Here is a 15,578-nt window from a genome sequence, read left to right as displayed (position 1 = left end):
CACATTGCTTCTGTAAAGTACCGTTTTACTTCTTCTGACAAACCGACCCACAGAGGAGTCACCTATGTCTAAGTCTGATGTTTTTCATCTCGGCCTCACTAAAAACGATTTACAAGGGGCTACGCTTGCTATCGTCCCTGGCGATCCTGAGCGTGTGGAAAAGATCGCCGCGCTGATGGATAAGCCGGTTAAGCTGGCAGCGCATCGCGAATTCACCACCTGGCGCGCAGAGCTGGACGGTAAAGCGGTGATCGTGTGCTCTACCGGTATCGGTGGCCCGTCTACCTCTATCGCCGTTGAAGAGCTGGCACAGCTGGGCATTCGTACTTTCCTGCGCATTGGCACCACAGGCGCCATTCAGCCGCACATCAACGTGGGCGACGTGCTGGTTACCACCGCATCCGTGCGTCTGGACGGGGCAAGCCTGCACTTTGCACCGATGGAATTCCCGGCAGTGGCTGATTTCGAATGCACCACCGCGCTGGTTGAAGCGGCGAAATCCGTGGGCGCCACCACCCACGTGGGCGTCACTGCATCTTCCGATACCTTCTACCCGGGCCAGGAGCGTTACGACACCTTCTCTGGTCGCGTGGTGAGCCGTTTCAAAGGCTCAATGGAAGAGTGGCAGTCGATGGGCGTCATGAACTACGAAATGGAATCTGCGACGCTGCTGACCATGTGCGCAAGCCAGGGTCTGCGTGCCGGTATGGTGGCGGGCGTTATCGTCAACCGTACCCAGCAGGAGATCCCGAACGCTGAAACCATGAAGCAGACTGAAAGCCATGCGGTGAAAATCGTGGTTGAAGCGGCGCGCCGTCTGATCTAATTCTCTCTTCAGTGCTAAAAGGCCGACATGCTCGGCCTTTCTTTTTTGCGTAACGCCTCGCAGGAAAACCCTTTCAAACTGGACGTTCATACAGCACAATTCTATTTTGTGCGGGTTACACGTGGATGCAGGGGGCATTGTGGATATCTCAATCCTGGTTTATGCGGTAGTTGCGCTGGTGAGCGTGGGGATTGGCTGGCTCATTTGCGGCTACCAACATGCTCAGCAGAAAGCCGATCAGCTGGCAGAGCGCGAAGAGATCGTCGCCGAACTCAGCGCGACGAAACAACAGCTTACGCTGTGTGACCACTGGCGCGATGAGTGTGAACTGCTCAATAACGAACTGCGCAATCTGCGCGACATTAACACCTCGCTGGAGGCCGATCTCCGGGAAGTGACCACCCGCCTTGAATCCACCCAACTGCACGCCGAAGACAAAATCCGTCAGATGATCAACAGCGAGCAGCGTCTTAGCGAGCAGTTTGAGAACCTCGCGAACCGCATTTTTGAGCACAGCAATCGCCGCGTGGATGAGCAGAACCGCCAGAGCCTGAACAGCCTTCTGACGCCGCTGCGTGAACAGCTGGACGGCTTTCGCCGTCAGGTGCAGGACAGCTTTGGTCAGGAGGCTCGCGAGCGCCACACGCTGGCGCATGAGATCCGTAATCTCCAGCAGCTGAATGCGCAGATGGCTCAGGAGGCGGTTAACCTGACGCGCGCACTGAAAGGTGATAACAAAGCGCAGGGAAACTGGGGCGAAGTGGTCATGACGCGCGTGCTGGAGGCCTCTGGCCTGCGTGAAGGATACGAATACGAAACGCAGGTCAGCATTGAAAACGATGCGCGCTCGCGGATGCAGCCGGATGTCATTGTTCGTCTGCCGCAGGGCAAAGATGTGGTTATCGACGCCAAAATGACGCTGGTGGCCTATGAGCGCTACTTCAACGCGGAAGATGACTATACCCGCGAAACAGCGTTGCAGGAGCATATCGCCTCCGTGCGTAACCATATCCGTCTGCTGGGCAGAAAAGATTATCAACAGTTGCCGGGGCTGCGATCGCTGGATTATGTGCTGATGTTCATTCCGGTTGAGCCAGCCTTCCTGCTGGCGCTCGACAGACAGCCCGAACTGATCACCGAAGCGCTGAAAAATAACATTATGCTGGTCAGCCCCACCACGCTTCTGGTGGCGTTACGTACCATTGCCAACCTGTGGCGTTATGAGCACCAAAGCCGTAACGCGCAGCAGATTGCCGATCGCGCCAGCAAGCTGTACGACAAAATGCGGCTGTTTGTGGACGATATGTCCTCGGTGGGGCAAAGCCTGGATCGCGCGCAGGATAACTACCGCCAGGCGATGAAAAAACTCTCCTCCGGGCGCGGCAATTTGCTGGCGCAAGCGGAGGCGTTTCGCAGCCTGGGGGTGGAAGTTAAACGCGAGATTAATCCGGAACTGGTGGAGCAGGCTACGGCTCAGGACGAAGAGTTTCGTCTGCGTGAAGGCGATGGTGAGCAAAATAGCCGCAATGAAGACAATGGGTTAGCGGCGAGTTTATCCCCCGAAGCGCAGTCGGCGCGTTTCTTTCGCGGTGGTTGAAACGTAGGGCAAATGCGCCCAATCTGTTACACTTCACGAACATTTGACTGATTAGCAGGCTCTGAGATGGTTGACGATTCACAAGACACAACGCACTTTGGCTTTCAGACTGTCGCCAAAGCGCAGAAAGCTGACATGGTGGCCCACGTATTTCATTCCGTGGCGGCGAAGTACGATGTGATGAATGATTTGATGTCATTTGGCATTCATCGCTTGTGGAAGCGCTTCACTATTGATTGCAGCGGCGTGCGCCGTGGACAAAAGGTACTGGATTTAGCCGGCGGCACAGGGGATCTGACCGCTAAATTCTCCCGTCTGGTTGGCGAAACCGGTCGCGTGGTGCTGGCAGATATCAACGACTCCATGCTGAAAATGGGACGCGAAAAGCTGCGTAACATCGGCGTGGTAGGCAACGTTGAATATGTTCAGGCCAACGCCGAAGCGCTGCCGTTCCCGGACAATACGTTCGACTGCATCACCATCTCCTTCGGCCTGCGTAACGTGACCGATAAAGATAAAGCGCTGCGCTCTATGTACCGCGTGCTGAAGCCGGGTGGCCGACTGCTGGTACTTGAGTTTTCTAAACCGATTATCGACCCGCTGAGCAAAGCTTACGATGCCTATTCCTTCCACGTTCTGCCGCGCATCGGCGAGCTGGTGGCAAACGATGCAGAAAGTTACCGTTATCTGGCCGAATCCATCCGAATGCACCCGGATCAGGACACGCTGAAAGCGATGATGCAGGATGCGGAGTTTGAAAACGTGGAATACTTCAATATGACGGCGGGTGTCGTCGCGCTGCATCGTGGTTACAAGTTCTGAGTGGAGGTTTCCCGTGCCCATTAAACCCTTAGTCACCGCAGGCATCGAGAATGTACTGAATGCCTTTCTGTATCGCGCCCCGGCGCTGAAAACCGCACGTCAGCGGCTTAACGGAAAGGTGCTGCGTATTGTTTTAAAAGAGTTCTCGACGCCGCTTGTGCTGGTCTTCAGCGAACGCCAGCTTGACGTTCTGGGGGAGTGGGAAGGCGAGGCTGACTGCTCGGTGATTACGCACATGAGCGTATTGCCAAAACTGCGTGACCGTCAGCAGATGACGGCGCTTATTCGCAGCGGTGAGCTGGAGGTCGAGGGCGATATTCAGGTGGTACAGAACTTCGTTGCACTCAGCGATCAGGCTGAATTTGACCCCGCGGAACTGCTGGCGCCCTATATCGGCGACATCGCAGCTGAAGGGATAAGCAAAACGCTGCGCACGGGTTCCACTTTCCTGCGTAAAGGCCTGCTCCGTCAACAGCGCTATGCTGCCGAGGTGCTGACCGAAGAGTGGCGTATGGCGCCTGGGCCTTTAGAAGTCGCCTGGTTTGCAGAAGAGACCGCGGCAGTTGAGCGCGCAGTTGATGCGTTAACCAAACGGCTTGAAAAACTGGAGGGCAAATGACGCCTGGTGAAATTCGGCGCCTCTATTTTATCGTTCGCACCTTTTTGAGCTACGGGCTCGACGAGCTTATCCCCAGAATGCGTATCACCCTGCCGCTTCGGCTTTGGCGTCGCACGCTGTTCTGGATGCCGAATCGCCATAAGGATCAGGAGCTGGGCGCACGCCTGCGTCTTGCGTTGCAGGAGCTGGGACCGGTCTGGATCAAGTTTGGGCAGATGCTCTCAACGCGTCGCGACCTTTTCCCGCCGCAGATTGCCGATCAGCTCGCGCTATTGCAGGACCGCGTCGCTCCGTTTGACGGAGAGAGAGCGAAGAAACAAATCGAAGAAGCGATGGGCAATATCCCCATCGAGACCTGGTTTGATGGTTTCGACATTCAGCCTCTGGCCTCTGCCTCTATTGCGCAGGTTCACACCGCGCGCCTGAAGGAGAATGGCAAAGAGGTGGTCATTAAGGTGATTCGCCCGGATATCCTGCCGGTTATCAGAGCGGACATGAAGCTGATCTATCGCCTGGCTCGCTGGGTGCCGCGTCTGTTGCCGGATGGCCGCCGTCTGCGTCCGCTGGAAGTGGTACGGGAATACGAAAAAACGCTCATCGATGAACTTAACCTGCTGCGTGAATCGGCGAACGCCATTCAGCTGCGTCGAAACTTTGAAGACAGTCCGATGCTGTATGTTCCGGAAGTCTATTCTGACTATTGCAGTCAGAACATGATGGTGATGGAACGTATCTACGGCATCCCGGTCTCGGACGTGGTAGCGCTGGAAAAACAGGGCACCAACATGAAGCTGCTGGCCGAGCGCGGTGTGCAGGTCTTCTTTACTCAGGTTTTCCGCGACAGCTTCTTCCATGCTGACATGCATCCGGGCAACATTTTCGTCAGCTATGAGCACCCGGAAGATCCGAAGTACATTGGCATCGACTGCGGTATTGTCGGCTCGCTGAATAAAGAGGATAAGCGTTATCTCGCCGAGAACTTTATCGCTTTCTTCAATCGCGACTACCGTAAGGTGGCCGAACTGCACGTGGATTCAGGCTGGGTTCCGCCAGATACCAACGTGGAAGAGTTTGAATTTGCGATCCGTACCGTCTGTGAGCCAATTTTTGAAAAGCCGCTCTCAGAGATCTCTTTCGGGCATGTTCTGCTCAACCTGTTCAACACCGCACGCCGTTTTAATATGGAAGTGCAGCCACAATTAGTTTTACTTCAGAAAACATTACTTTACGTTGAGGGCGTAGGCCGCCAGCTCTATCCTCAGTTAGACTTGTGGAAAACCGCGAAACCGTTCCTCGAATCCTGGATTAAGGATCAGGTCGGTATTCCAGCCCTGGTTCGCTCGCTTAAAGAGAAAGGCCCGTTCTGGATTGAAAAAATGCCAGAAATTCCTGAACTGGTTTACGACAGTTTGCGTCAGAGCAAGAACCTTCAGCACAGCATGGATAAAATCGCGCACGAGCTTCAATCCAGTCGCGTGCGTCAGGGGCAGTCCCGCTATCTCTTCGGAATTGGCGCGACGCTGCTGATAAGCGGCACGTTGCTGTTGATCAATCGTCCGGACTGGGAAATGATGCCAGCCTGGATTATGGCTGCCGGTGTGGTTGTCTGGCTTGCTGGCTGGCAAAAAACACGCTGAATTAGCGTCGCTATCGAGGGATTGCATACGTATAATGCGATCTGACTAATTAATCATCTATCACTGGGGAACACGCATGGGTGGTATCAGTATCTGGCAGTTAGTGATCATTGCCGTCATCGTTGTGCTGCTGTTCGGCACGAAAAAACTCGGATCAATTGGTTCCGACCTGGGCGCGTCAATCAAAGGCTTCAAGAAAGCCATGAGCGATGATGAGAATAAGCAGGAAAAAAGCGGTCAGGACGCTGATTTTACCGCTAAATCTATCGCCGATAAGCAGGACGAAGCCAAAAAGGAAGAGGCCAAACGTCACGATAAAGAGCAGGTGTAATTCGTGTTCGACATTGGTTTTGGTGAGTTACTGCTGGTCTTTGTGATTGGTTTGATTGTGCTGGGGCCGCAGCGTTTACCCGTTGCGGTAAAAACTGTCGTGGGCTGGGTGCGTGCGCTCCGTTCGCTGGCAACGACCGTGCAGAACGAGCTGGCGCAGGAACTGAAGCTTCAGGAATTTCAGGACAGCCTGAAAAAGGTTGAAAAGGCGAGCATGGACAACCTGACGCCGGAGCTGAAAGCATCCATGGATGAGTTGCGCGAAGCGGCTGAATCCATGAAGCGCTCATACAGCATTAACGATCCTGAGAAGGCGAGTGATGAAGCAAACACCATCCATAATCCGGTGGTGAAGGGCAGCGAAGAGCAGCGCGAGGGTGTGACGCCTTCCAGCGCGGAACATCAGGCTGCTTCGCCAGAGCAATCGCCGCAGGAGCCCGAAGTGAAAAAGCAGGTGCCGCCGGAAGAGCCCGTGGTCAAAACGGCTGAGGTAAAACCCGCCGCGCCCGTTTCCGAATCATCCCCCTCGTCGAGTGATAAAGCGTAAACATGGCAGTAGATGATACTCAACCGCTGATTACGCACCTCATTGAGCTGCGTAAGCGTCTGTTAAACTGCATTATTGCGGTTTTCCTCATTTTTTTATGTCTGGTCTATTTTGCCAACGATATCTATCAGGTGGTTTCCGCACCGCTGATTAAGCAGATGCCGCTGGGCGCAACGATGATTGCAACGGACGTTGCTTCGCCGTTCTTTACCCCGATCAAGCTGACCTTCTGGGTGTCGTTGATTGCCTCTGCGCCGGTCATTTTGTATCAGGTCTGGGCATTTGTGGCACCCGCGCTGTACAGGCATGAACGCAAGCTGGTTATTCCGCTGCTGGTGTCCAGTTCGCTGCTGTTTTATATCGGTATGGCGTTCGCCTACTTCGTTGTCTTCCCGCTGGCCTTCGGCTTCCTGACGCATACCGCGCCGGAAGGGGTACAGGTGTCGACGGACATCGCCAGCTACCTCAGCTTCGTTATGGCGCTGTTTATGGCCTTTGGTGTCGCCTTCGAGGTGCCCGTCGCGATTGTCCTGCTCTGCTGGGTGGGGGTGACCACGCCTGACGATCTGCGTAAGAAGCGCCCGTACATCCTGGTAGGGGCATTTGTCGTAGGTATGCTGTTAACGCCACCGGACGTCTTCTCGCAAACCTTACTGGCGATACCCATGTACTGCCTGTTTGAAGTCGGCGTATTCTTCGCTCGTTTCTACGTCGGAAAGGGGCGTACCCGGGACGAAGAAGACGAGCCGTCTGAAGAGACCACTAAAGAATAAAACCAACCGCCCGTCAGGGCGGTTGTCATATGGGGATACGTATGTTTGATATCGGGCTTAACCTGACCAGCGCCCAGTTTGCGAAAGACCGCGATGAGGTGGTGGCGCGCGCCTTTGCCGCCGGCGTGAACGGGCTGTTACTGACGGGAACAAATCTGCATGAGAGTGAGCAGGCACGGCAGCTGGCGCAACGCTATCAACACTGCTGGTCCACCGCAGGCGTGCATCCTCATGACAGCAGCCAGTGGACGCATGAAAGCGCTGAGGCGCTTCATCGTCTGGCGGCTACGCCAGAAGTGGTTGCCATTGGCGAATGCGGGCTTGATTTCAACCGTAACTTCTCGACGCCTGAAGAGCAGGAGAAGGCATTTACCGCCCAGCTCGCGCTGGCTGCAGAGCTGGGGATGCCGGTGTTTATGCACTGTCGCGATGCGCATGAACGTTTTCTGGCGCTACTGGACCCCTGGCTGGAGAAACTGCCAGGCGCGGTGTTGCACTGCTTTACGGGCTCCCGTCAGGAAGCGCTGGATTGCCTGAACCGCGGGCTTTACTTGGGTATCACGGGCTGGGTGTGCGATGAGCGTCGTGGGCTGGAGCTGCGCGAGCTGTTATCCGTAATCCCGGCCGATCGTTTGTTGCTGGAAACGGATGCGCCGTATCTGTTGCCCCGGGATATGCAGCCCAAACCGGCATCACGACGTAACGAACCGGCTTATCTGGGACACATTGCTGAGCGAGTGGCGTACTGGCGCGGGGAAGATGCGCAGTGGCTGGCAGCCCAAACCGATGACAACGTGCGTCGTCTGTTCGGCGTGCAGTTCTAAACTTTGCGGAAATCGGTGTTTTTAACGCTCTGCAACACCTCTTTGTTCAGCAGGTTGAGCAGCAGCATAGAACGCGCTTCACCGTCTGGTTCAGCGAAGATGGCCTGTAACCCTTCAAAAGCGCCTTCGGTGATCACCACGCTGTCCCCGGCATAAGGGGTTTCCGGATCGGTAATATCTTCAGGCTGCTGGTAGACAGAGAGCTGATGAATAACCGATGACGGTACTCTTGCCGGATGGGCGCCAAAACGCACAAAATGGCTGACGCCGCGCGTGGCGCTGATCGTCGTGGTGTGGATCACTTCGGGGTCGAACTCAACGAACAGATAGTTCGGGAACAGAGGCTCACTGACGGTCGTGCGTTTTCCACGCTGCATTTTTTCAAGCGTGATCACGGGCGTCAGGCAGTTAACAGACTGACGTTCAAGATGTTCCTGTGCGCGCTGAAGTTGCCCGCGTTTGCAATACAGTAAATACCAGGCCTGCATAATCACTCTTCCCATTGTTCGGGGCGCAAGCATACCAAAACCCTGGCGGGATCGCTAAGGTGATTATAATGGCGAAAAAGAGAGTAAGTCGTGGAAGTTCACGCTAATTTAACAAAATTACAGCATCACGCGGTCTTACGCCGTATAATGAAGCGCTTATAGAGAGGCCATGATTAACTGCATGAAATACCACGATCTACGCGACTTCCTGGCGCTGCTGGAAAAGCAGGGCGAACTCAAACGCATTACGCTTCCTGTTGATCCGTATCTGGAAATGACAGAAATCGCTGACCGCACCCTGCGCGCGGGCGGCCCGGCGTTGCTGTTTGAAAACCCAAAAGGCTACGCCATGCCGGTACTGTGCAACCTGTTTGGCACACCTCGCCGCGTGGCGATGGGCATGGGGCAGGAAGATGTCACGGCGTTACGTGAAGTGGGCAAACTGCTGGCCTTTCTGAAAGAGCCGGAGCCGCCAAAAGGGTTCCGCGACCTGTTCGACAAGCTGCCGCAGTTTAAGCAGGTGTTGAATATGCCCACCAAACGCCTGCGCGGCGCGCCATGCCAGCAAATAGTGCTGGAAGGCGATGCAGTTGATCTGACCAAAATTCCCATCATGCAGTGCTGGCCTGAAGATGCCGCACCGCTGATTACCTGGGGCCTCACCGTGACGCGTGGGCCGCATAAAGAGCGTCAAAACCTCGGCATTTATCGCCAGCAGCTGATTGGCAAGAACAAGCTCATCATGCGCTGGTTGTCCCACCGCGGTGGCGCGCTGGATTTCCAGGAGTGGTGCGCGGCCCATCCGGGCGAACGCTTCCCGGTTTCCGTCGCGCTGGGTGCCGATCCGGCAACCATTCTGGGCGCGGTGACGCCTGTTCCTGATACGCTGTCTGAATATGCCTTTGCAGGGCTGCTGCGCGGTACCAAAACCGAAGTGGTGAAGTGCATCTCCAATGACCTGGAAGTGCCAGCCAGCGCAGAGATCGTGCTGGAAGGTTACATTGAACAGGGCGAGCTGGCACCCGAAGGACCGTACGGCGACCACACCGGCTATTACAACGAAGTGGATAACTTCCCGGTATTCACCGTCACGCACATTACCCAGCGTGAAGATGCCATTTATCACTCTACCTACACCGGCCGCCCACCGGATGAACCGGCGGTACTTGGCGTGGCGCTGAACGAAGTGTTCGTGCCGATCCTGCAAAAGCAGTTCCCGGAAATTGTTGATTTTTATCTGCCGCCGGAAGGGTGTTCGTATCGCCTGGCGGTGGTGACGATGAAGAAGCAGTATGCCGGTCACGCTAAGCGCGTGATGATGGGCGTATGGTCTTTCCTGCGCCAGTTTATGTATACCAAGTTTGTGATTGTCTGCGATGATGACGTCAATGCCCGCGACTGGAATGACGTCATCTGGGCCATCACCACGCGTATGGATCCGGCGCGTGATACGGTGTTAGTGGAAAACACGCCGATTGATTATCTGGACTTTGCCTCGCCGGTTTCCGGCCTTGGTTCAAAAATGGGACTGGATGCCACGAACAAATGGCCTGGCGAAACCGACCGTGAATGGGGTCGCCCGATTGAAAAAGATCCTGCCGTGACCGCGCGAATTGACGCGATCTGGGACGAGCTGGCCATAATGAATAACGGTAAGGCAGAATAAGACCGTTTAGCCCTATAGACTTCCCGACAGAGAGAGCGAATGACAACCTTAAGCTGTAAAGTGACGTCGGTAGATGCTATTACCGACACCGTATATCGCGTCCGTTTGGTTCCTGAAGCGGCATTCTCATTCCGTGCCGGTCAGTACCTGATGGTCGTGATGGACGAGCGTGATAAGCGTCCTTTCTCTATGGCCTCAACGCCAGCAGAGAAGGAATTTATTGAGCTGCATATTGGTGCGTCTGAGCTTAACCTGTACGCGATGGCCGTGATGGATCGCATCCTGAAAGAGCGTGAAATCGTGGTCGATATTCCTCATGGCGAGGCCTGGCTGCGTGAAGACGAAGACCGTCCGCTGATCCTGATTGCCGGTGGTACAGGCTTCTCCTATGTCCGCTCTATTCTGTTGACGGCGCTGGCGCGTAATCCAAATCGCGATATCACCATCTACTGGGGCGGCCGTGAAGAGAAGCACCTTTACGATCTGTCTGAGCTGGAAGCGCTGAGCGTCAATCATCCAAACCTGCGCATCGAGCCGGTCGTCGAGCAGCCGGAAGAGGGCTGGCGCGGGCGCAGCGGCACGGTGCTGACTGCGGTATTGCAGGATCACGGAACGCTGGCCGGGCACGATATCTACATTGCCGGTCGCTTTGAAATGGCGAAAATTGCCCGCGACCTGTTCTGCAACGAGCGTGACGCGCGGGAAGATCGTCTGTTTGGCGATGCGTTTGCGTTTATCTGATTGTGAGACCCGCTTCGGCGGGTTTTTTACGCTCGGGCAATAGCGCTGGTGAAAATTTAACCTTGAAATGGGCGGCGCATTGCCGTTATTCTTGTTCCCGTTAAATTTCGCCCTCAGGAGCGCCCCCCAAAAATGAACAAACACGACTGATGAATTTCGATCCTTGCTCAACGCATCGCGTCGGCAGGGGATGTTTTGATTTCATTCAGGAGTGCTTATGGCTCATTTTGCGCAATCCCCCTCTTTTATTTTGCATCAGGTCACCTGTCAGTTTGCGACGGGCGATATCCTTTTTGGTCCACTGAATCTTTCTCTGGATGCGTCAGTGTGTGCGCTGGTTGGCCGCAACGGCAGCGGTAAAACACGCCTTCTGCGTCTGCTGGCAGGGGTTGATGAACCCGCCAGCGGTCACATTGAGCGCTTTGGTACACACGTCTATGTGGCGCAGCAGCAGGATATTTCTGCGGATACGACTCTTGCCGGACTGCTTGGTTACGACGCGATCTTTGCGGCGCGCACGCGCATCGACGGCGGTCATTATGAACCCGACGATCTCGACACGCTCGATGGTTACTGGGATCTGGCTGAACGGCTAAGCCAGGCTTTTATCGCTGCAAAACTTCCCGCTTTTGAGCCGAACAAACGCGCGGCAGAGCTGAGCGGCGGCGAGCGCATTCGTGCCTTGCTGTGCGGCGCATTCACCGCGGATGCTGATTACCTGCTGCTGGACGAACCGACCAACCACCTCGACAGGCAAGGCCGCGTGTGGTTCTACGAGCAGCTTTCCCGGTATCAGGGCGGGGTGCTGGTGGCCTCTCACGACCGTGAGTTGCTGGCCCAGGTACCGCGTATCCTTGAACTGAGCGCGTTGGGCTTGCGCAGCTACGGCGGGAATTATGCTGACTATCGAACCCAGCGTGATGCTGAGCAGCTGGCTGCCCGCGCCGCGCTGGAACATGCTGCCACCGAACGCAAGCGTACCCGCGCCCGTATGCATAAAGAGCATGACGACAGCCAGCGGCGTTCGGCCAAAACGCTTCGCACGGTCGACAGCCTTAACATCGCCTCGTTTGAACGGGTCAAATACAAAGGGGCGGCGAAAGAGCGGATTGGTTCCTGGAAAAAACAGCATAGCGATCAAAATCATGCCCTGAACGCTGCGGTTAACCAGGCACGCGAGCGGGTTGAAGAGGATAACGCGGTGATGTTTACCCTGCCGGGTAGTGAAATCCCGGAAGGAAAACAGGTGCTGGTGCTGGAAGAACTGGTGCTTCCGCACGTGCCTGTCTCCCCGATAAACTGGCGAATGGATGGCCCGATGCGCGTGGCGCTACGCGGGCCGAACGGCTGTGGGAAATCCACGCTGTTGAAAGTGATGTTGGGCGAAACCGCCCCTGTTACGGGAACCTGTAAGGTCTCCGTCAGATGTGCTTATCTCGATCAGCATCTTTCCCGGCTGGATCTGTCGCAGTCGGTGATGACACACCTTAGCCTGGGCAATACACCGCTCGAAGAGGGGGCGCTGCGTACCCGTTTAGCGCAGCTTCAGCTGGGCGCGGAGAAAGTGACACTTCCACTGGCCGATCTAAGCGGCGGCGAGCGCCTGAAGGCCGCGCTGGCCTGCGTATTGTGGCGTGAAGCGGCAACGCAGCTGTTGCTTCTGGATGAGCCGACCAACCACCTCGATCTGGCTTCCGTTCAGGCCATTGAAGCGGCCCTGGCCGATTATCCCGGCGCGCTGCTGGTGGTGTCGCACGATGAAGCGTTTTTAGCAGGATTAAAGCTGACGCATGAGCTGGTGTGGGAAGAGTCGGGATGGCGATGTGAAAGCCTCTAAACACAAGCCCCCGCAAGGGCGGGGGCAAACAAACTTTATCAGGCTAACTGCTTGCGAAGGTCAGGGTTTGCCTGGATCAGGCGCATCAGCTTTAGCTCGGCTGGGGTAGGTTTTTCACGCTTTGACTCCCACTCCAGCACCATCGCTACGCTGACACCCATCGCTCTTGCGAATTCATCTGTTTTCAGGCCCGACCCTTTGCGTAAACGCTCAAATTCACTAAAAGGATTGGACTTTTGATTCAGGGTAACCGTCGGCGGTACATCTTTAAAAATAATCTGTTCCAGGCTGCTCAGCAGCTCAAACTCAGGATCTTTTAATTCCATTGAGAACTCCTCATAAATCACACATCGGGATCATGAACATCAGAGAGCATGTTAAGAATAGTCCCTAAACCAAACACAGGATCGTCACGGTTGTGATTAATTGTGCGATAACGATCGCTTTACCCGTTTCAGCTATATGGATAGTTATGCTAATTACCTGATTAATCATATGTAGGGATGCACAGGTATTTTTTTGTAAATAGTCAGTACAAAAACGGCAATACCCGTTTTGCATGAAAACTCTATCTTGCAAGGCTGACCTGGACTATCCTTGTCAGCGTTGGGCACGCGTGTGCCGGTGTGCGCTTTTTGGGTGAAAGGAGTAATAAAATGGCGACAGGAAAGTCCTGCTCTCGCTGGTTTGCGCCTATTGCGGCGTTGTTGATGGTTGTTAGCCTGAGTGGGTGTTTCGATAAAGAAGGCGATCAGCGCAAAGCGTTTATCGATTTTTTACAGAATACAGTGATGCGTAGCGGCGAGCGTTTACCAACGCTGACTGCGGATCAGAAAAAACAGTTTGGTCCATTCGTGTCGGATTACGCCATTCTGTATGGCTATTCACAGCAGGTAAGCCAGGCGATGGATTCGGGCATTCGCCCGGTCGTGGATAGCGTCAATGCCATTCGCGTTCCACAGGATTATATGACCCAGCGCGAACCGCTGCGCCAGTCCAACGGCGCCCTTGGGGTGCTGAGCCAGCAGTTGCAAAATGCCAAAATGCAGGCTGATGCGTCGCGCTCCGCGTTGAAGCAGGACGAGGATCTCAAGCCGGTTTATGATCAGGTGTATGAGAAAGTCGTGACCAAGCCGTCAAACGCCTTGCAACCACTGATCCCGGCGGCGCAGGTCTTTACTCAGCAGCTGGTTCAGGTGGGTGACTTTATTAATGAGCAGGGTACGCAGGTGAGCTTCGTCTCTAACGGTATCCAGTTCCCGACCTCCCAGCAGGCGAGTCAGTACAATACGCTGATTGGGCCGCTGGCGTCCCAGCATCAGGCCTTTAGCCAGGCCTGGAGCGCAGCGGTCGCTGCAACGGAATAAGAAAAACCCCCGCTTCGGCGGGGTTTTTTTATGCATGATGAAAATAACGCTTGTCATTCTTCTACCATATCGGTATAACTATCTTCGTCGGTTTGTTACACAGACCTAAAGCAGTTTAGTAAAGCAGTCCAGATTGTTATCCATAGATACCCTTCGTAGTGACCCTTCCTTCATCGCTTAAAAATCTGTAACGCAATCCATCAAGCCGGAAGGCACAATATATTTGTTAATAAGGTAATTTCTATGTCTGCTAAAATGACTGGTCTGGTAAAATGGTTCAACGCTGATAAAGGTTTCGGCTTCATCACTCCTGACGATGGCTCTAAAGACGTGTTCGTACACTTCTCTGCTATCCAGAACGATGGCTACAAATCTCTGGATGAAGGTCAGAAAGTTTCCTTCACCATCGAAAGCGGCGCTAAAGGCCCAGCAGCTGGTAACGTTGTAAGCCTGTAAGCTTCCAACCCAGTAGCACAAAATTCAAAAACCCGCCTTCTGGCGGGTTTTTTCGTTTCTACTGTTGTATCTGCGGGTTAACGCAGTTCTTATCCACTTTACCGCCGAGCGCGGCAATCAGGTTATCCACGGCGGTCGCCGCCATGTTGTAGCGTGTTTCATGAGTTGCAGAGCCGATGTGGGGCAGGGCGACGACGTTTGGCATGTTCAGTAGCGGAGAATCCACCGGCAGTGGCTCCTGTTCAAACACGTCCAGACCGGCGGCGTGGATCTCACCGTTTTGCAGTGCCTCAATCAGCGCCTTCTCATCGACCACCGGGCCGCGACCTGCGTTGATGAAAATGGCCGATTTCTTCATCTTTTCAAACGCCGCCCTGCCGATGAGATGACGCGTTTCATCCGTCAGCGGCAGGATCAGGCAGACAAAGTCGGCTTCCTGCAACAACGTATCAAGCTCGCAGTAACGGGCGTTGAAACGTTCTTCAGCTTCAGCGTGATGACGGCGTGCATTATACAGAATGGGCATGTTGAAGCCGAAATGGGCGCGCTGTGCCAGCGCCAGACCGATACGGCCCATCCCAACAATCCCCAGCGTTTTGCCATGTACGTCCACGCCGAACCAGTCCGGGCCAATGCTTTTCGTCCATTCGCCCGCTTTCACGCGCTCAGCCACCTCCACCACGCGACGAGCAGTGCTGAGCACCAGCGCCATCAGCGTGTCGGCGACGGTTTCCGTCAGAGCATGTGGCGTGTGCATCAGCAGGATGTTGCGCGCGTTAAGCGCATCCACGTCGAAATTGTCGTAGCCCACAGAAACGGTTGAGGTTGCACGAAGCTTCGGCATTTTCTCCAGCAGCGCTGCATCCACCTTTTCGCTTGAACCCAGCAGGCCCTCGGCGCAGGCAAACGCGTCGGCGTGCTGTGCCACGGTTTGCGGGCTGAGGTTCTTTACCCGGGTAACGGTAAAGTGTTCCTCCAGGCGTTTTTGCAGATCTTCAGGCAGTGCTTTGTACAAAATGACGGACGGCTTCATGCTAATCTCCGTTGA

Annotated in this window: 17 protein-coding genes; 14 read left to right on the top strand and 3 right to left on the bottom strand. The window is 54.9% G+C overall.

The window, feature by feature from the left end; genetic code table 11:
* Nucleotides 1-64: 64 nt before the first annotated feature.
* From udp to tatD, 9 genes are all read left to right on the top strand, one after another.
* Nucleotides 65-826 (top strand): uridine phosphorylase, encoded by a 762-nt coding sequence (gene udp / locus SK51_RS03085; protein ID WP_003860792.1) that lies wholly within the window; start codon nucleotides 65-67, stop codon nucleotides 824-826.
* Between the two features lie 139 nt (nucleotides 827-965).
* Nucleotides 966-2,423 carry a DNA recombination protein RmuC gene (rmuC, locus tag SK51_RS03080; RefSeq protein ID WP_023305235.1) on the top strand — a complete coding sequence of 486 codons (1,458 nt, stop codon included), beginning with the start codon at nucleotides 966-968 and terminating at the stop codon, nucleotides 2,421-2,423.
* Between the two features lie 66 nt (nucleotides 2,424-2,489).
* Complete coding sequence (ubiE, locus tag SK51_RS03075) at nucleotides 2,490-3,245, top strand: bifunctional demethylmenaquinone methyltransferase/2-methoxy-6-polyprenyl-1,4-benzoquinol methylase UbiE (protein WP_022646673.1); 756 nt, start codon at nucleotides 2,490-2,492, stop codon at nucleotides 3,243-3,245.
* Nucleotides 3,246-3,258: 13 nt separating this feature from the next.
* A complete protein-coding gene (gene ubiJ / locus SK51_RS03070; RefSeq protein WP_022646674.1) occupies nucleotides 3,259-3,864 on the top strand; it encodes a ubiquinone biosynthesis protein UbiJ in 606 nt (201 codons plus the stop codon).
* On the top strand, nucleotides 3,861-5,501 hold the full coding sequence (ubiB, locus tag SK51_RS03065) for a ubiquinone biosynthesis regulatory protein kinase UbiB (RefSeq protein WP_032676717.1): 1,641 nt from the start codon (nucleotides 3,861-3,863) through the stop codon (nucleotides 5,499-5,501). Before ubiJ ends, ubiB begins: the two co-directional genes overlap by 4 nt.
* A gap of 76 nt (nucleotides 5,502-5,577) precedes the next feature.
* Nucleotides 5,578-5,832 carry a Sec-independent protein translocase subunit TatA gene (gene tatA, locus SK51_RS03060; RefSeq protein ID WP_022646676.1) on the top strand — a complete coding sequence of 85 codons (255 nt, stop codon included), beginning with the start codon at nucleotides 5,578-5,580 and terminating at the stop codon, nucleotides 5,830-5,832.
* 3 nt (nucleotides 5,833-5,835) lie between these two features.
* Nucleotides 5,836-6,378: a Sec-independent protein translocase protein TatB gene (gene tatB, locus SK51_RS03055; protein ID WP_003860783.1), complete on the top strand. Its 543-nt coding sequence runs from the start codon at nucleotides 5,836-5,838 to the stop codon at nucleotides 6,376-6,378.
* A gap of 2 nt (nucleotides 6,379-6,380) precedes the next feature.
* A complete protein-coding gene (tatC, locus tag SK51_RS03050; protein WP_022646678.1) occupies nucleotides 6,381-7,151 on the top strand; it encodes a Sec-independent protein translocase subunit TatC in 771 nt (256 codons plus the stop codon).
* A gap of 41 nt (nucleotides 7,152-7,192) precedes the next feature.
* The gene (gene tatD / locus SK51_RS03045) at nucleotides 7,193-7,975 is read left to right on the top strand and encodes a 3'-5' ssDNA/RNA exonuclease TatD (protein WP_023299055.1); all 783 of its coding nucleotides are present in this window, start codon (nucleotides 7,193-7,195) and stop codon (nucleotides 7,973-7,975) included.
* On the opposite strand, the gene rfaH is transcribed toward tatD, so the two are convergent.
* A complete protein-coding gene (rfaH, locus tag SK51_RS03040) occupies nucleotides 7,972-8,463 on the bottom strand; it encodes a transcription/translation regulatory transformer protein RfaH (RefSeq protein WP_032626529.1) in 492 nt (163 codons plus the stop codon). The two genes, tatD and rfaH, sit on opposite strands and share 4 nt — an antisense overlap.
* Nucleotides 8,464-8,635: 172 nt before the next feature.
* On the opposite strand from rfaH, the gene ubiD reads away from it, so the two are divergent.
* The 3 genes from ubiD to SK51_RS03025 all read left to right on the top strand — a co-directional run bounded on the left by ubiD (nucleotide 8,636) and on the right by SK51_RS03025 (nucleotide 12,707).
* Nucleotides 8,636-10,129 (top strand): 4-hydroxy-3-polyprenylbenzoate decarboxylase, encoded by a 1,494-nt coding sequence (ubiD, locus tag SK51_RS03035; protein ID WP_100248966.1) that lies wholly within the window; start codon nucleotides 8,636-8,638, stop codon nucleotides 10,127-10,129.
* A 39-nt stretch (nucleotides 10,130-10,168) separates the two neighbouring features.
* Nucleotides 10,169-10,870: an NAD(P)H-flavin reductase gene (fre, locus tag SK51_RS03030; protein ID WP_003860778.1), complete on the top strand. Its 702-nt coding sequence runs from the start codon at nucleotides 10,169-10,171 to the stop codon at nucleotides 10,868-10,870.
* 217 nt (nucleotides 10,871-11,087) lie between these two features.
* Nucleotides 11,088-12,707, top strand: coding sequence for an ABC-F family ATP-binding cassette domain-containing protein (locus SK51_RS03025; RefSeq protein ID WP_023305238.1), 1,620 nt, complete (start codon nucleotides 11,088-11,090; stop codon nucleotides 12,705-12,707).
* Nucleotides 12,708-12,745: 38 nt separating this feature from the next.
* Here the strand turns inward: SK51_RS03025 and SK51_RS03020 are convergent, their stop codons facing one another.
* Entirely contained in the window at nucleotides 12,746-13,033 is a 288-nt protein-coding gene (locus tag SK51_RS03020) for an HTH-type transcriptional regulator (protein WP_003860776.1), read from the bottom strand.
* A 330-nt stretch (nucleotides 13,034-13,363) separates the two neighbouring features.
* Here SK51_RS03020 and SK51_RS03010 point away from each other — a divergent pair, with 330 nt between their 5' ends.
* Both SK51_RS03010 and cspE read left to right on the top strand, forming a co-directional pair.
* The gene (locus tag SK51_RS03010) at nucleotides 13,364-14,074 is read left to right on the top strand and encodes a DUF3053 domain-containing protein (protein ID WP_023299059.1); all 711 of its coding nucleotides are present in this window, start codon (nucleotides 13,364-13,366) and stop codon (nucleotides 14,072-14,074) included.
* Between the two features lie 243 nt (nucleotides 14,075-14,317).
* Nucleotides 14,318-14,530, top strand: coding sequence for a transcription antiterminator/RNA stability regulator CspE (gene cspE, locus SK51_RS03005; protein WP_003860775.1), 213 nt, complete (start codon nucleotides 14,318-14,320; stop codon nucleotides 14,528-14,530).
* Between the two features lie 58 nt (nucleotides 14,531-14,588).
* Here the strand turns inward: cspE and ghrB are convergent, their stop codons facing one another.
* Nucleotides 14,589-15,563 carry a glyoxylate/hydroxypyruvate reductase GhrB gene (gene ghrB / locus SK51_RS03000; protein WP_022646684.1) on the bottom strand — a complete coding sequence of 325 codons (975 nt, stop codon included), beginning with the start codon at nucleotides 15,561-15,563 and terminating at the stop codon, nucleotides 14,589-14,591.
* Nucleotides 15,564-15,578 lie beyond the last annotated feature (15 nt).

It is taken from the genome of Enterobacter sp. MGH85 (assembly GCF_001037655.1).
Lineage (GTDB): Bacteria > Pseudomonadota > Gammaproteobacteria > Enterobacterales > Enterobacteriaceae > Enterobacter > Enterobacter intestinihominis.
The sequence above is the reverse complement of the archived record's forward strand: the minus strand, read 5'-3'. Positions and strand labels throughout refer to the sequence as shown.

Excerpts from the sequence above, each read along its gene's own strand:
- SK51_RS03010 (WP_023299059.1), top strand. The coding sequence starts at position 13,364 with ATGGCGACAGGAAAGTCCTGCTCTCGCTGGTTTGCGCCTATTGCGGCG.
- SK51_RS03025 (WP_023305238.1), top strand. The coding sequence starts at position 11,088 with ATGGCTCATTTTGCGCAATCCCCCTCTTTTATTTTGCATCAGGTCACC.
- SK51_RS03020 (WP_003860776.1), bottom strand. The coding sequence starts at position 13,033 with ATGGAATTAAAAGATCCTGAGTTTGAGCTGCTGAGCAGCCTGGAACAG.
- rfaH (WP_032626529.1), bottom strand. The coding sequence starts at position 8,463 with ATGCAGGCCTGGTATTTACTGTATTGCAAACGCGGGCAACTTCAGCGC.
- fre (WP_003860778.1), top strand. The coding sequence starts at position 10,169 with ATGACAACCTTAAGCTGTAAAGTGACGTCGGTAGATGCTATTACCGAC.
- ghrB (WP_022646684.1), bottom strand. The coding sequence starts at position 15,563 with ATGAAGCCGTCCGTCATTTTGTACAAAGCACTGCCTGAAGATCTGCAA.
- tatC (WP_022646678.1), top strand. The coding sequence starts at position 6,381 with ATGGCAGTAGATGATACTCAACCGCTGATTACGCACCTCATTGAGCTG.
- ubiB (WP_032676717.1), top strand. The coding sequence starts at position 3,861 with ATGACGCCTGGTGAAATTCGGCGCCTCTATTTTATCGTTCGCACCTTT.
- udp (WP_003860792.1), top strand. The coding sequence starts at position 65 with ATGTCTAAGTCTGATGTTTTTCATCTCGGCCTCACTAAAAACGATTTA.
- tatD (WP_023299055.1), top strand. The coding sequence starts at position 7,193 with ATGTTTGATATCGGGCTTAACCTGACCAGCGCCCAGTTTGCGAAAGAC.
- tatA (WP_022646676.1), top strand. The coding sequence starts at position 5,578 with ATGGGTGGTATCAGTATCTGGCAGTTAGTGATCATTGCCGTCATCGTT.
- cspE (WP_003860775.1), top strand. The coding sequence starts at position 14,318 with ATGTCTGCTAAAATGACTGGTCTGGTAAAATGGTTCAACGCTGATAAA.
- ubiE (WP_022646673.1), top strand. The coding sequence starts at position 2,490 with ATGGTTGACGATTCACAAGACACAACGCACTTTGGCTTTCAGACTGTC.